At 62.9% G+C, this 13,407-nt stretch carries 15 protein-coding genes; 7 read left to right on the top strand and 8 right to left on the bottom strand.

Annotated elements, in window-relative coordinates; translation table 11 throughout:
- Window positions 1-68: 68 nt before the first annotated feature.
- From ABIB26_RS20105 to ABIB26_RS20085, 5 genes are read right to left on the bottom strand one after another with little or no spacing between them, the layout of a single operon-like run.
- Complete coding sequence (locus ABIB26_RS20105; protein WP_354247250.1) at window positions 69-449, bottom strand: RidA family protein; 381 nt, start codon at window positions 447-449, stop codon at window positions 69-71.
- The gene (locus ABIB26_RS20100) at window positions 446-1,192 is read right to left on the bottom strand and encodes a hypothetical protein (protein ID WP_354247247.1); all 747 of its coding nucleotides are present in this window, start codon (window positions 1,190-1,192) and stop codon (window positions 446-448) included. The genes ABIB26_RS20105 and ABIB26_RS20100 overlap by 4 nt, the downstream gene beginning before the upstream one ends.
- Window positions 1,185-2,177 carry a membrane dipeptidase gene (locus ABIB26_RS20095; RefSeq protein ID WP_354247245.1) on the bottom strand — a complete coding sequence of 331 codons (993 nt, stop codon included), beginning with the start codon at window positions 2,175-2,177 and terminating at the stop codon, window positions 1,185-1,187. The genes ABIB26_RS20100 and ABIB26_RS20095 overlap by 8 nt, the downstream gene beginning before the upstream one ends.
- Window positions 2,174-3,892: a hypothetical protein gene (locus ABIB26_RS20090; RefSeq protein ID WP_354247244.1), complete on the bottom strand. Its 1,719-nt coding sequence runs from the start codon at window positions 3,890-3,892 to the stop codon at window positions 2,174-2,176. Before ABIB26_RS20090 ends, ABIB26_RS20095 begins: the two co-directional genes overlap by 4 nt.
- A 2-nt stretch (window positions 3,893-3,894) precedes the next feature.
- Window positions 3,895-5,346 carry an aldehyde dehydrogenase family protein gene (locus ABIB26_RS20085; protein WP_354247241.1) on the bottom strand — a complete coding sequence of 484 codons (1,452 nt, stop codon included), beginning with the start codon at window positions 5,344-5,346 and terminating at the stop codon, window positions 3,895-3,897.
- A gap of 126 nt (window positions 5,347-5,472) precedes the next feature.
- Here ABIB26_RS20085 and ABIB26_RS20080 point away from each other — a divergent pair, with 126 nt between their 5' ends.
- From ABIB26_RS20080 to ABIB26_RS20055, 6 genes are all read left to right on the top strand, one after another.
- On the top strand, window positions 5,473-6,618 hold the full coding sequence (locus ABIB26_RS20080) for a LysR family transcriptional regulator (protein ID WP_354247239.1): 1,146 nt from the start codon (window positions 5,473-5,475) through the stop codon (window positions 6,616-6,618).
- A 122-nt stretch (window positions 6,619-6,740) separates the two neighbouring features.
- The gene (locus ABIB26_RS20075) at window positions 6,741-7,295 is read left to right on the top strand and encodes a GNAT family N-acetyltransferase (protein ID WP_354247236.1); all 555 of its coding nucleotides are present in this window, start codon (window positions 6,741-6,743) and stop codon (window positions 7,293-7,295) included.
- Between the two features lie 65 nt (window positions 7,296-7,360).
- Window positions 7,361-7,864: a GNAT family N-acetyltransferase gene (locus ABIB26_RS20070; RefSeq protein ID WP_354247234.1), complete on the top strand. Its 504-nt coding sequence runs from the start codon at window positions 7,361-7,363 to the stop codon at window positions 7,862-7,864.
- 274 nt (window positions 7,865-8,138) lie between these two features.
- Window positions 8,139-8,807: a LysR substrate-binding domain-containing protein gene (locus ABIB26_RS20065; protein ID WP_354247231.1), complete on the top strand. Its 669-nt coding sequence runs from the start codon at window positions 8,139-8,141 to the stop codon at window positions 8,805-8,807.
- Window positions 8,808-9,309: 502 nt separating this feature from the next.
- Window positions 9,310-10,694, top strand: a protein-coding gene (locus tag ABIB26_RS20060; protein WP_354247229.1) for an IS3 family transposase whose coding sequence is annotated in 2 segments (ribosomal slippage) — window positions 9,310-9,628 and window positions 9,628-10,694 — 1,386 coding nt in all. Because the reading frame shifts where the segments join, the coding sequence is not laid out codon by codon here.
- A gap of 60 nt (window positions 10,695-10,754) precedes the next feature.
- The gene (locus ABIB26_RS20055; RefSeq protein WP_354247227.1) at window positions 10,755-11,135 is read left to right on the top strand and encodes a hypothetical protein; all 381 of its coding nucleotides are present in this window, start codon (window positions 10,755-10,757) and stop codon (window positions 11,133-11,135) included.
- Window positions 11,136-11,178: 43 nt separating this feature from the next.
- Here the strand turns inward: ABIB26_RS20055 and ABIB26_RS20050 are convergent, their stop codons facing one another.
- Window positions 11,179-11,658 carry a hypothetical protein gene (locus tag ABIB26_RS20050; protein WP_354247224.1) on the bottom strand — a complete coding sequence of 160 codons (480 nt, stop codon included), beginning with the start codon at window positions 11,656-11,658 and terminating at the stop codon, window positions 11,179-11,181.
- A gap of 104 nt (window positions 11,659-11,762) precedes the next feature.
- On the opposite strand from ABIB26_RS20050, the gene ABIB26_RS20045 reads away from it, so the two are divergent.
- The gene (locus tag ABIB26_RS20045; protein ID WP_354247221.1) at window positions 11,763-12,374 is read left to right on the top strand and encodes a pyridoxamine 5'-phosphate oxidase family protein; all 612 of its coding nucleotides are present in this window, start codon (window positions 11,763-11,765) and stop codon (window positions 12,372-12,374) included.
- A 172-nt stretch (window positions 12,375-12,546) separates the two neighbouring features.
- Here the strand turns inward: ABIB26_RS20045 and ABIB26_RS20040 are convergent, their stop codons facing one another.
- Together ABIB26_RS20040 and ABIB26_RS20035 are read right to left on the bottom strand one after the other, a co-directional pair.
- Complete coding sequence (locus tag ABIB26_RS20040; RefSeq protein WP_354247218.1) at window positions 12,547-12,891, bottom strand: hypothetical protein; 345 nt, start codon at window positions 12,889-12,891, stop codon at window positions 12,547-12,549.
- A gap of 41 nt (window positions 12,892-12,932) precedes the next feature.
- The gene (locus ABIB26_RS20035) at window positions 12,933-13,163 is read right to left on the bottom strand and encodes a hypothetical protein (RefSeq protein WP_354247215.1); all 231 of its coding nucleotides are present in this window, start codon (window positions 13,161-13,163) and stop codon (window positions 12,933-12,935) included.
- Window positions 13,164-13,407 lie beyond the last annotated feature (244 nt).

The following is a 13,407-nucleotide window of genomic DNA, read 5'->3' as shown; positions in this document are numbered from 1 at the left end:
TGATGGTTCCGATCTGAGAAGAGGGAAAGCGACGTTGGTTACCCAACAGATCCGTGACCGTTGTCCGGTTAGGCTGTTACGGCTGCGACTGCATCGATCTCGATGCGCTTCTCGCCTCGGAAACGGGCAACCTGCACGGTGGTCCTCGGAGGCAGGGGGTGGCCGCTGAGCCGGGTGAGGTAGGCGGCGTTGTAGTCCTCGAACTCGTCCAGGTCCGCGAGGTAGACGGTAAGTTTGAGCAGGCTGGACAGGTCGGATTGTGCGGCGGTGAGGGCCTGTTCCAGGTTTTCGAAGACCTGCCTTACCTGTCCGGTGATGTCCGGCGGGCAGGTCCCGTCGGGGCCGGTTGGGACCTGGCCGCAGAGAAAGATGATGCCGTTGGCGGCGGCGGAGGCTGAGTAGGGGCGGGGTTTGCCGTCGGAGAACTGGGTGCGGGCGATGGGGTTCATGCGCCCGGCACCAGGAACTTCCGGGACAACTGATACATCTGATGCCATTGGTCTTCTCGGACTTTCAGGGGTTTCGAGGGAACGGAGATGTCTTGCGGGTCGGGCTGGGAGCCGCCTGGAAGGCTGATGACAATCGTTGCGCGCGGGTCTGCAGGTTGGGACACCAGCGTCGTGAGCGCTTCGGAGGGCAGGGTGGCGGTGGCGGTGGCGGTGCCGTTCCGGACGGTCAGAAAGTTGGTGCCGGCGTCGACGTCGGGGTTGCCGTTGGCGGGTGGGGATGTCGCGACGACGATTCGGCGTTGAAGCTCAGCGGTCCGGCGGAGGAGCAGATCGTTCCACAGGCTGCGGGGGATGGGAGCTGTGGTGCGGGCCACGGATATTTCGTCGGCCGGTCCGTCGCAGGCCAGGTCCAGCAGCTGAAGCGCTGTCCGCAGCCCTGGCTGTTCCGGGGGGCAGAGGTCGCGGACGGTGCCGCCGTCCCAGGAACTGGACTCTGCTCTGGCAGGGTGGTGCGGTTGTGCCCAGTCCCCTTCGAGGAGTAGCAGGAAGAGGCTGAGGCCAGTCTGTGCGTCGGCTTCGGCGCGCAGGACCGCGAGGGCTCCTTCCTGTGCTTCTGCCGGGTCGGCGCCGGCTGCGCACAGGGCCCGGAAGGCCGCTTCGGTGATTTCCCGGGGCTGGACGGTGACTGATGCGGGGAGCCTGGTTGCGTTGGCGCGGTGGTTCCCGGTGATGGTGTCAGACATGGGCGTGTTCCTTCGTGGTGTCCATGACCTCGCTAAAGAGGCGGGTCCAGTTTCCGCCCAGCACCGCTGAGATGGTGTGGTCGTTGAGGCCGGCGGTGACAAGCCCGTCGGTGAGTCGGGGGAAGTCCAGGGGGCCGGTGAACCAGTTGGGCCATACGGGCCATGCGGGTGCGTTCCGGGGGTCGGTGGGCTGCCAGCGGCCGTTGCGGAGCCAGCCGACGAATTCCTGGTCCCAACCCCTGGTGCAGTCGCTGCCTATGCCGACGTGGGAGGGCCCGTACTGGTCGACCATGCGCGTGATCATTCCGCAGAATTTTTCGATGGTGACGTGTTCGCCGCCGCTGACGGTGGGGTAGAGGCAGCAGCCGATAACGCCGCCCCTGTCCACGAGCGGCTGGATCACTTCGTGGGGCTTGTTCCGGGGGGTGTCGTGGAACCAGAGCGGATTGGAGTGGGTGACCGATACCGGGACGGCGGAGGCCTCGATCGCGTCGCGGCTGGTCCGGTACCCGACGTGGGAGAGGTCGATGAGCATGCCGACGCGGTTCATCTCTTCCACTACCACCTGGCCGTAGCGGGTAAGTCCGGCGTCCGTCGTTTCGAAGCACCCGCCGCCGATGAGGTTCTGGTTGTTGTAGGTCAGTTGGGCTATCCGGACCCCGAGGCGGTGGAAGACTTCCACGTACCGGTAGTCGTCTTCGAAGGGGCTGGCGTTTTGGAATCCGAGGAAAACGGCGATTCTGTTCTGTGCTTTGGCGGCCTCGATGTCGGCGCCTGAGGTGGCGAGAAATACAAGGTCCGGGTTGCGGTTGGCCACTTCAAGCCATTGGCCGATGGAGCGGAGTGTGTCTGCGGCGTTTTCCCAGACGGCGCACGTGGCGTTGACGGCGCTCACCCCGCCGGTGCGAAGTTCCTCCAGGACCGGGCGGCTCCAGTTACTGATCTGGAGTCCGTCCACGACGGTTGTTTTTTCGTGGAGGCTCATTGTTTTGGTCCTTCCGGTGCGAGGGGGAAGAGCCAGTCGTCGTCGTCGGTTCCCTGATTGATGTCCGCGGCGCGTGGGGCGCCGCTGAACAGGGTGACTCGAAGCCAGTCCGTTGACTGGGGGCTGAAGTTATTCATGCCATACGTGGCCAGCTGGAAGCGCTGGGTGCTCAGGGGCAGGAAGTTCGCGTCGAGCAGGTTGTCCCGGAGTTCGCCGTAGAGGTAGGGACGGGTCTGCTGGATGCGGACTGCAGCAAACCGGTGGACGGGGTGTGCCAGGAGGAAGTCAGCGAGCGTGCGGTGGGCAGGGAACCGCTCCAGATCGGCGGCGAGTGCGTTGATCCGGCGTGCAATGTCGGTGCAGTGCTCAGTGGCGCCGGGGGCCAGACCGGTTCGCAGCGCCCGGCGGGGTTCCTCGTTGGCTGCAGATGAGTACCAGTAGTAGCTCGTGCGCTCCGGGTTCGTGAAGTCGTAGCTTCGCGCCCAGCCGTAGTTCTGCCCCACAATGTCCTGCAGTTCATGGCAGCGCATGGCAGGATCGAACGGTGCGTAGCCGGTGAGGGTGAGCAGGGCCTCAGCTTCATCGTCGAAGTCGGTACGGAGTTCGATGACGATGGAAGCAAAGATGCCGCGGACTTCCGGGCTGAGTCCGGCGGCGTTTTCATGTAGTCGAGCCAGCACAGGGCCCGGTTCCTCCCCCGAGGCCATGAAGGACTGAAGTTCGCCCAGGAGCTGCTGCAGCTGGGGCCGGATCCGATCTGTTGGCAGGAACGGGGCTGTGCTGAGCTCGTTTTTTTCTTCCAGATGCCGGTCTGCTTTGACGAGCAGTTCCGCGATGCGGCAAAGATCCGGGTGGTCCGGCGCGTAGCTGGTGCTGAGCCCTGCGGCGAGGGGAACCTCGCGGAGCCGGCACCAGGCATCGAGATAGCCGGGGTGGTTGATGACGAACGGGACCATTCCCAGGCCGGTGGCGTTGCCCAGCCCGAGGTAGGTACCCCAGTTCCTGTCGAGAGGTACCGCGAGGGTGCCGGCGGCTGCGGCCTTGGCCCCTGCGACGTGTTCGACCATATCCATGCTGAGTTCGCGCAGTAGCCACGCCGTGAGCATCTGGGAACGGTAGGGAACGGAGAGCGGGTGGCCGGCGGGGATGTCGGCGAATTCCTTGAGCCCGAATTTTCCGTTGCCGTAAAAGGCTGTGCTGCGGATCAGGTACGGGCTGGGGCCGATCTTTGCGACGTCGGGTTGGGATCCGTTGGCGAGGCAGTCGCTGACGTAGTCGAAGAAGCGGGCGCTGCGGTTGGCCCGGGTCAGGATGATGGTGTCCGGATCGACGCGGCCGCGTTCCTGGACCGGAACGTTGCGGCGCAGGCCCGCTTCGCGCTCAGGGGTCAGTTCGCCCTCGATGAGGGCGGCCGTGACGTCCCAGGCGTCGGCGATGACCCGGTCGGTGCGTTCGCTCTCATCCAACGTCCGGGAAAAGGCGATGAAGTTCAGTTCCGCGCCTTCGGCGTGGACGGTGTAGACCGCCGTTCCGCACCCTTGCTCGTCGAGGTCCAGACGCGTCTTGGCAAAAGTCCAGCGGTGTGAGGCTGCACGGCGGAGCATCGAGCGTGCAAACGAGTGCCGTGTCGCCCAGGCGCCGTTCATGTCGGTGCCGGAGAGCACGTCGTGGGGGGACCGGAGTGTGTCCATGGTGCGTTCGTCCTGGAGAGTCATGATCATGCCTTTTCCGGGGCCAGGCGCAGGTACGCGGTTTTTTCGTGGGTGAAGAAGGCGGCAGCGACGGCGCTGTTCTGTTCCCGCGGCCCGGCGAACGTTGAGTCCTTCATGCCGCCGAAGGGTGCGTGCAGCTCGGAGCCGGTCGAGGGTGCGTTGATTTTCACCAGCCCCGCGTCCAGGTGGGTGACACACCGCCTGGCGGCGCGCTCATCGCTGGTGAACACTGCCGCGGTAAGTCCGAAGTCTGTGCTGTTGGCCAGCTCGATGGCCCCATCGAGGGTGGCTGCCCGCAGGACGGTGACGACGGGTCCGAACACTTCTTCCCTGCAGATGGTCATGGACGCCGGGCCGGTGAGCACCGTCGGTGGAACATAGTGTCCGCCGCCGGCCGGCACCGTGGCCTGGGCCAGAATGTCGGCGCCTTCGGCGACGGCTTGGCTGATTGCGGAGGTGATTTCATCCCGTGCCGAGCCGGAAACGACAGGACCGATCTGGACTGCCGGGTCCATGCCCGGACCCAGGACCAGTGCTGAGACCGTTTCCTTCAGCCGCGCGAGGAAGTCCTCGTGGCCGTCTCCGACAAGGATGATGCGCCGCGTGGCGGTGCACTTCTGCCCGGTGGAGCCCATGGCAGCGTTGACGGCGCTGCTGGCCGCCAGCTCGACGTCGGCGTCGGGAAGGACGAGTGTCGCATTGTGTCCGCCGAGCTCCATCTGCAGCTTGGCTCCGCGGCCGCAGACGATGGAGCGGATGTGATGGCCGACCGGCACGGACCCGGTGAACGTCACGCCGGCTACCATCGGATGTGAAACCAGTTCAGAGCCCAGCGGGCCAGGTCCCAGCAGCAGGTTTGCTACGCCGGCCGGAACACCCGCGGCGGCAAGGATTTCCATGAGCAGGACGGAGACGCCGGGGGTGTGGCTGGCGGACTTCCAGACCACCGTGTTGCCGTGCAGCAGCGCCGGTGCGATCTTCCAGGCGGGGATCTGCAGCGGAAAGTTCCAGGGCGTGATCACACCGACGATACCCAGGGGCCTGCGGACGGTGAGGATCCGCTCGTCAGGATGGCTTGAAGGGTATTCAGTGCCGACAGGATTCCGGGCAGATCCGGCGTGGTAGTCGAACGTATCGGCGGAGGCTTCGACCTCCATCCTGGACTCCGCCAGTGTCTTGCCGTGTTCGGCTGTCATGGCCCGGGCAATGTCTTCGGCCCGTTCCCGGATCAGCGCCGCAGCAGTTGACAGGATCCGGCCCCGGGCCAAAATGCCCAGACCGTCCCATGCCGGTGCCGCTGCAGCAGCAGCCTGAATCGCCTGTTCCAGCTCCGGCGAACCGGCCTGGCGGTAAGTGGTGACCGTTTCATCCGGTGCCGCCGGGTTGAAACGGGACGCGGACGCGCCGGTCCCCTCCACCCATGCGCCGTTGATGAAACTACTGGCGGTCTTGGTCATTACGGGCATTCTCTAACCTCTTATTGCGTTGATCTGTGACTGTCCTCACGATCAACGGTAGACCCGCGGGCCTGTTCACTGAAGTATCTATTTGACGCCTATCAATATTCGTTTAGTCTTGGTTTTATGAACCTGAGACGTCTGGAGCTTTTCGTCGCAGTGGCGGAAGAGCTGCACTTTAGCCGCGCCGCCGAACGGCTGCACATGGCCCAGCCTCCGCTGAGCCAGCAGATCCGCAAGCTGGAAGAGGAATGCAAACTCCAGCTGTTCGTGCGCAACTCGCGTAACGTGCAGCTCACCGCGGACGGCGAGCTCCTTCTGAAGCACGCCCGGAAAGTCCTGGGTCAGTACGGGGCCATGACGGCCGCACTTCGGCAGGCCCGTGACGGGGAAATCGGCCGGCTTCGGCTCGGCTTCGTTTCCTCAGCAGCTATCTCGGCCGTGCCGCCGGTGGTCCGGTATCTCCGAGCGCAATGGCCCGGCATAGACCTTGAGCTGCGTGAAGAAACAACGGATGCACAGGTTGACCTCATTGCCGCCGGCACACTGGACGCCGGAATAGCCCGGGAAGTCCGGAACGCTCCAGGCCTCAGCGCGACACTCCTTCAAAACGAACGCCTCGTTGTGGCCGTCGCCACTGACCACCATCTGGCGTCCCGCACGTCGGTCGGGCTTGAAGAGCTGAAGGGGGAGAAGTTCATCGCTTTCCCGAGGGACCGGATATCGCGGCTTTTCGACCACATCGCTGCACTGTTCCATGCCGTCGATGTCGAGTTCGACATCGTCCAGCAGGCCGTCCAATTCCCCACCATCCTCGGGCTCGTGGCCGCGCACCTGGGCATCGCGGTGGTCCCCGAATCCCTCCGCGCCTTTGTCATCCCCGGACTGGCATATCTGGATATCCAAGACACCAACGCCATCTCCCGCCTCAGCCTGATCTGCAGCAACGAAATGACCGATTCACTGCTCGTGGCCAAAGTCAGGGAAGCCTGCCTCCAAACCATGGGGCACCCTGGGGAGGACCAGCAGAGGGGAGCGCCGGCTGAAGAAAAAGACGACGTCAGCTCTCGAAAGCTCACGCACACCCCAGCGCCACCACCCCCCCATGCAGCGAGGAATGAGCGCGAGGGTGGGGACGATGGATCAGAGCCAACAATCACCGTTCAGCTTGACGTTGTCTCCCTATCAGCCGACAAGCCGAGCCCTCCCGCTGTCTTGCAAACCGAGGGTTGCAAGACAGGTCAGCGAGACATGTTCCGTACTAGCATGTGATTCGCAGCGATAAATGGCGGTGTTTTCGCGGCGCTAAATGTCACCCTGGTGCCCGTAAGCCGATCGACTTACGGGCATGGATCGGCCCGGGATCAGTGGTGGCTGAGACATATGCTCCAACTATGAATGAAATCGTTCGAGTGCGACGGCACGTCGACCTCACTACAACGGAACTTGGTGCGCTCGAGAACCTTTTCAATAGTGAGTACCGGAACGAATTTGGCCCATGGAACCCCGATGCGCCCTACGGCTATTCACCCGCAGACAGTCACGTACTGGCGTTCCGTGGGCAAGCGTTGGCTGCACATGTGGGCTTTCAACGTCGCCTGATCTCAGTGGGCACAGATGAAGTCATGGTGGCCGGCACGGGAGGTGTCTTGGTCGGTGAGCGCTCACGCGGTACGGGTCTCGGCGGGCGAGCATTGCGACACGCTCAAAAGGTGATGCGTGATGAAACCGGGGTCGACTTTGGCTTTCTTGGCTGTCGAAGGGAAGTCGTGCCGTTCTATGAGTCGGCGGGGTGGGTTGAGGTCTACGCCGCAGAACGTTGTTTGTCTCGTGTAGACCAGACGTCCGTCGTCGTGTCTCAGGGCGGTCCGAACCTCATCTGCTCCGCAAAACGTGATGCGAGCGAGTGGCCGAACGGTGACATCGATCTTCGGGGCACGCCCTGGTGACTGATCTGTCCCGCAGAGCGTTCGGCTTGCGGGCCCTAGCCACGCACTGGAAATAGAGTCATTGGATGCTAACGCCACAACCGACTGATCGATTGCAGTTCCGTGAGATGACTGATGTCGACCTCGACAACATGACCGCGTTGCTCGGAGACCCCGAGGTGATGCGCTTCTACCCTGCACCCAAGTCTCAGGAGGAAGCAGCAAGCTGGATTCATTGGAACCAGGAGAACTACGCGGAGCACGGGTACGGCCTGTGGATTGTCGAGACACATGACGGAGAGTTCATAGGCGACTGCGGCCTGACCTGGCAGCCGGTGAACGGCGCGCAGAAGCTTGAGGTCGGGTACCACGTGCGCTCCGACCTACAGGGCCAGGGGTTCGCGACAGAAGCAGCCACTGCTTGTCGCGACTACGCCCGAGAACATATTGAAGCCACCGAACTGATAGCTATCATCCATCCGGATAACAGAGCTTCTGAGCGGGTAGCTGAGAAAATCGGAATGCATCGCGTCGCTGATGATCGAGGCGGGAACATCCCCGTCCGGACAGTCCTCAGCATGCAGCTGTAGACACGTCCGAGTCTGTCCGCTGGAGGATCCCTCACTGCGACATCTTTCCTCACCCCAAAGTGATCTATGAGCAGGGAAAACAAGTAGTTTTGGGCCTAATGCCCGCACATACCTGCCTATAGACAGGAATGTGCGGACACCTCGACCGGCCACGGCTTAGCTTTCAGGTCACCGGAGCCGTGCCGCTTCGGCACAGTCTCGTATTCGGGGGAATCCTGATGCAGACCACTATGCACCGCTCTCTGCTCACTGCAGCAGGGTGAATCCTGATTCATTGCGTGTCTTCCCGAGTGCCGCCAACACGATCTGGAGAAAACCCATCGCCTCGAGCCATCCGCTCGCGTCGGCCAGCGCCGTCGACCTCGCGGATCTCGCCAGCGAGCCCTACATCCAATATGAGGCGACCCCCGGCACCGTCAACGTCACCGATGCATTCACCGCGCGCGGTCTTGAACCCAGGATCGAAGCCCGTGTCAGCCAGACGGACCTCGTCGAGGCGCTCGTGGGCCGCGGCGTGGGCTATGGCCTGCTCATGTCACGACCCAACAGGCTCCCGATGAGCACCGAGGGCCGGCAGGTAGTCAGGCGGCCCCTCGACCCACCCGTCACGGTCTCGCACGTGGTCGGGATCTGGCCTGAGGACATGAACCTCACGCCGCGTGCCTCGGCTCTTCTTGACTTCGCGGTGGAAAAACTCGGCGGCTACGGCCGCGCCGATCGCGTCTCGGATCCAACCGGGGCCGACGGCACGTCGGCCCCGCAGCCTTCCCGTACTCCTAACCCCGATCGGCCTAGGCGCCGGGAAGGGCCATCCAGCCTTCATCCCCGTAAACACCGGGTGGCCGGTCCTTGTTCGGGGGATGCAGCATGGGTCAGGGCCGCCTCTTCAGCGGCAGGGTCGGAGGTGGAGGTAGCCGGCTTCGGATCCGCGGCAGGGGCCTAGGTGATCTCTGACGTGCAGGTGAGACCTGGTCCTGGTCCTGGTCCTGGTCCTGAGGATTATGGCTGTCCTAGTTTACCTACTGTACCGAGCCGGGACAAAGGGGTTCGTGGCTGAGGGTGATGGAGGCGCACCTTGTCATGGCGGCGACCGGGGGAGCTGGCGGCGGAGGCTGCCACTCCTCCGGTGCTTCTACCGGTCAAATGATGCAGGGTAGGCCGTGGTCGGTTGGATCGCTGCTTCCGGGAGAGTGCCTATCCGCAGCAGCTTGGAGTGGTCACGTCAGGAGCGTGCGGCCGCTCTGACTTGCAGGCTATGAGGCCGGGCAGCCCTTGCCCTGGACCGCCTACTGTCTCGATAAGGGATGGGCTACCGGACCCCTACGTGTCAGGCTGGAACGGTGCCACTGGGTCATAGCAAGTCCGCTTGATCGCGTGGGGCGAGAACCAGGAATCTAATCATTATGTCTAGCCCAGTTTTGAGTGCCGTAGGCCAAGATGGTCCTATGAACAGTCCCGGACCGCGTGCCGGTGGACCGAGCCTTCGTCGGTCGTTCACCCCCGCGCAGAAGCTTGAATTTTTGGCCTCGTACGAGGCCGCCATCGAGTCCAATGAAGGCGGCGCGTTCCTGCGCCGTGAGGGCCTGTATTCCTCGCAGATGACTGAATGGCGCCGGCTCCGTGACGCGGGCGTCTTGGCGGGCAAGAAGCCCGGGGAAACAATCGGGAAACTCTCCCAGGACCAGGCCGAGATCGCGCGTTTGCGCCGCCAGCTGGAGGTGAGTGAGAGCCGGTTGAAAAGATCCGAGGCAGCCCTGGGAATCATGGAAAAACTCTCGGCGTTCTTAGAGAACGCCACTCAGGAATCACCGGACGAGCCGAAGTCCAAGAAGAGCTGATGGCCGCCTACCACGGCCTGCGCCAACAACAGGTCCCCACCCGGCAGGCGGCCTCCCTGGCCGGGATCTCACGCACCACGGTGTACCGCAAGCCGGCCCCGCCCCGGGAGACGGCGGCGGTGACGCCACCGAACAAGCTCAGCCCTGCCGAGCGGGCTGCGGTGTTGGCGGCGTTGAACGCCCCGGAGTTCGTGGACCTGGCACCGATGCAGGTCTATGCGAAGCTCCTGGATGCGGGCATCTATCTGGGCTCGTTGTCAACGTTTTACCGGGTGTTGGAGCAGAACAAGCAGGTCAAGGAACGCCGCCGCCTGGCCAAGCACCCTCCCCGGGCCGTTCCCGAGCTTGTGGCCACTGCCCCGGGCCAGGTGCTGACGTGGGACATTACGAAGCTGGCCGGGCCCGTGAAGGGCAAATACTACGACTGCTACATGATGGTCGACATCCACTCCCGCTTCATTGTCGGCGCGCACGTGCACGCCAGCGAATCCGCGGTTCTGGCGGTGGAGATGATGAAGGAAATCTTCGGCATCCACGGCATCCCGCAGGTGGTGCACGCGGATCGGGGGACCTCGATGACGTCCAAGACTGTGGCCGCGTTGCTGGCAGATTTGGAGGTCACCCGGTCACATTCCCGGCCCCGCGTGAGCAACGATAATCCGTACTCAGAAAGCCTCTTCAAGACCATGAAATACGGGCCCATGTTTCCCGAACGCTTCGCTTCCCTCGGCGATGCCAGGGCCTTTATCAGTGAGTTTGTGGACTGGTACAACCATCATCACCAGAATTCCGGGATCGGCTTCCACACGCCCGCCAACGTCCACTACAGGCTCGCCGCCGGCGTCGCCAAGCAACGCTCCGAAACCCTCGCCGCGGCACGAGCGAAACATCCCAACCGCTTCACCAAAACCACCGACCCCAAAATACTGTCCCTGCCCGGGCCCGCATGGATCAACCAACCCAAGGAAAACACCGAAAAACTAGCAGCCTAACTCCCCCTGGTACCAACCGACTTGAAAAATTCCGGACGCCGAATCTGGTTGGCTGTGAGCATGAACCCGAAGTATGTGCGCTATCAGTCCAGCTTGCCCAACGCCCGAGGAAGCTACCCGGGGATATTCGCTCTCGCCAATGGCCTCGCAAGCACCGGCAGACTTAGCGCCTCAGACTGGGCATCATGGCGTCGTGCAAATAATGACTACGACTCGGCGTACGCCGATCCCTCAACGGTGGACGAAACAATCTATGACCGCGCGGTCAACCCAACCGCGCAGTCTTGGTTCAAGTGCGAGGCCACGCACTTGTTGGACGGAGTGGCGTTTTACACGGATCTTCTGCTCCGATATAACGTCGGTTGGCACGTCATTTACTCGGATGCTCCGGGAAAGATACTCTACGAGGACGACGTCCAGATAGTTGTAGTACCCCACTGACATGAACGATCGAGCGCCCGGTTAGGGATCCTTCACCGGGCGGTCAGGTGGGGGCAGCTGCGGAAGTCGAGGAAAGGACGTCTTTGCGGACCGCCCAACGGCCGATCGCTGCCGCTGCGCCAACGGTGGCCCACGGGATCAGCAGCAAGGGCTGCCAGCCGAGACCGAGGACGCTCCCCAGCAGCCAGAACGCTAGGGTGGGCACCGCGAAAAAGGCCCCGATGTGGATCCTTTGATTCCGGACTGGACGCAGAAGGTAGGCCAAGACCCAGGCCAGTGGCGCCGCGAACACCAGAGAAACTCCGAAGCCATAAAAAACCACCATGCCCAGAAGGCCCCACACGTGGCCGGCGTCGGTGCCGTATCGCGCGGCGGGCACGCCGTAGCTTGCCGCAACCAAGAGCAGCAATAGGCCTACCCAGAGCGAAGTGGCGATCAACCAGCCCTTGATGAACGCGTAAGCGTCCAGGACCACCCTGTGTGACTGAACTGCCTGCGGCTGCGCCGCGTCCCCCAACGCCATGGACCTAGCCTACCGATGCGCAAGACGTTCACGTATGTCCGCCCGATAGGATCCCAATCGGGACGGAACCGAGTGGACCCGATCCGACGTACTATGCTTTGACCGTGGCCAAAATCTTCGATTCCATCGACAGGAACCTCAAGTCGTGGATCGAGGAACAGCCCATGTGGTTCGTCGCAACCGCGCCCCTTGGAGCAGACGGGCATGTAAACATGTCTCCCCGTGGCCACGACTCGTTTTCTGTCTTGGGCGCCCACCGGGTCGGCTGGGTCGACTACACCGGCAGCGGCGTCGAGACCATCGCACACATCCGAGAAAATGGCCGCGTGTGCCTCATGTTCAATTCGTTCGGTAGCCGTCCCCGCATCGTTCGCCTACACGGTCGAGGCTCGGTGTTCCTTCCGGGTGAGGCAACATTCGAAGAGGTAGTGGCACTTCACCCCGAGCACCCGAGCACCCGAGCGGTCATCACGGTAGACGTCACCCGCATCAGCGACTCGTGTGGCTGGGGTGTCCCGGTCATGGAAATGACCGGCGAGCGTGACCTTCTCCGCTTGCAGGCCGAGAAGAAAGGCGCGGACGGCATGGTCGAGTACCGCGCCGGGAAGAACGCGCGGAGCATCGACGGTCTGCCCGGGTTCCCTGCCGAGGCGGCCAGCCCTCCGGGAGGCGAGTCCCTCGCGACCGGTCCCGGTCTCGAAGGACGTGATCGCTGAGGGATCCATTACTGAGACGATCGTGCCGGTGTTCGGGTGGTGGCAGGAATGTCGATGATCCTGCGGTTCGACACACCCCTCCGAAGTCTCAGAATGTGTGACTGTTGGCGGTAAGTGGCGGTTAAATCGCAGCTCTGATTGGCGCGTTGTCAACGTCCCGTTTGGGGGAGTCCTAGCGGGCTCGTGAGCGCCGGGCTGGCTGGAAGTAATCGGTAAGGAATCCAGCCAAGGTACCAGCCAGGATCACCACGAGCCCCGGCCAGAGCGTGACCGGGCCGACGTACTCTCGAATGTCTACTCTGAAGAGGATTGCGAGGAGGATCGCGAAGAGAAGGTAGGCGATCGTCAATACTCCCCCGATGATTACGATGGTGGCTCCCCGTGTCCGCCTCTTCTTCTTGGGGAACTGCTTCGCGTAGTCCTCGGCCGTGCCGAATTCGGTGTCACCGGGATGCCCTGCGGCGGCCTCATGCGCCCGCACCTCGTCGAGTACTTCGGCGATCTCGGGTTCGGACAACCCACGCATTCTGAGGTTGAAGGTCAGGTGCCGCTCGTAGCTCATGCGTTTGCTCCGTGTGATTCTTTGGCCCGCCGGCGTGATGCCAGCACTCCATAGGACGCGGTCACGACGAGGACAAAGGTTATGAGAACTGACGCGTTGACGAGGAGCGAGAGTTCCATTTGGTGAGGCAGGAGCATGGTCACGTCCCACCCCGCGTTGTCGGCGCGGGTGATGAAGTCTGTGTCGATCGGATTCCACAGGATGGCCGCGGCGCTTGTTGCCGCCAAGGCGCAGAGGCTGAGGACAAGGTGGACGACGGACAGTGCCGTTGGCTTTCCAGTGTGATGTGTCGGACGTTGGTCCAAAGCTTCCCCCGTTTTGTTTCGGTGATGGTCGTGGGGGCCGCTGTCATTACGTTGCCCGCGACCCCGAGCGACTGCGGCCGTATGGTTTTGTGAGACAGCTTGTTAGGAGCCCTTCTTCACAATGACCGACCGTAAGAGGTATAGCCAGAAGTACAAGGACGACGCC

Source organism: Arthrobacter sp. UYEF20, from assembly GCF_040546335.1.
GTDB lineage: Bacteria > Actinomycetota > Actinomycetes > Actinomycetales > Micrococcaceae > Arthrobacter.
This window is presented reverse-complemented; position numbering and strand designations above follow the sequence as displayed.

Excerpts from the sequence above, each read along its gene's own strand:
- ABIB26_RS20105 (WP_354247250.1), bottom strand. The coding sequence starts at position 449 with ATGAACCCCATCGCCCGCACCCAGTTCTCCGACGGCAAACCCCGCCCC.
- ABIB26_RS20100 (WP_354247247.1), bottom strand. The coding sequence starts at position 1,192 with ATGTCTGACACCATCACCGGGAACCACCGCGCCAACGCAACCAGGCTC.
- ABIB26_RS20095 (WP_354247245.1), bottom strand. The coding sequence starts at position 2,177 with ATGAGCCTCCACGAAAAAACAACCGTCGTGGACGGACTCCAGATCAGT.
- ABIB26_RS20090 (WP_354247244.1), bottom strand. The coding sequence starts at position 3,892 with ATGACTCTCCAGGACGAACGCACCATGGACACACTCCGGTCCCCCCAC.
- ABIB26_RS20085 (WP_354247241.1), bottom strand. The coding sequence starts at position 5,346 with ATGACCAAGACCGCCAGTAGTTTCATCAACGGCGCATGGGTGGAGGGG.
- ABIB26_RS20080 (WP_354247239.1), top strand. The coding sequence starts at position 5,473 with ATGAACCTGAGACGTCTGGAGCTTTTCGTCGCAGTGGCGGAAGAGCTG.
- ABIB26_RS20075 (WP_354247236.1), top strand. The coding sequence starts at position 6,741 with ATGAATGAAATCGTTCGAGTGCGACGGCACGTCGACCTCACTACAACG.
- ABIB26_RS20070 (WP_354247234.1), top strand. The coding sequence starts at position 7,361 with ATGCTAACGCCACAACCGACTGATCGATTGCAGTTCCGTGAGATGACT.
- ABIB26_RS20055 (WP_354247227.1), top strand. The coding sequence starts at position 10,755 with ATGAACCCGAAGTATGTGCGCTATCAGTCCAGCTTGCCCAACGCCCGA.
- ABIB26_RS20050 (WP_354247224.1), bottom strand. The coding sequence starts at position 11,658 with ATGGCGTTGGGGGACGCGGCGCAGCCGCAGGCAGTTCAGTCACACAGG.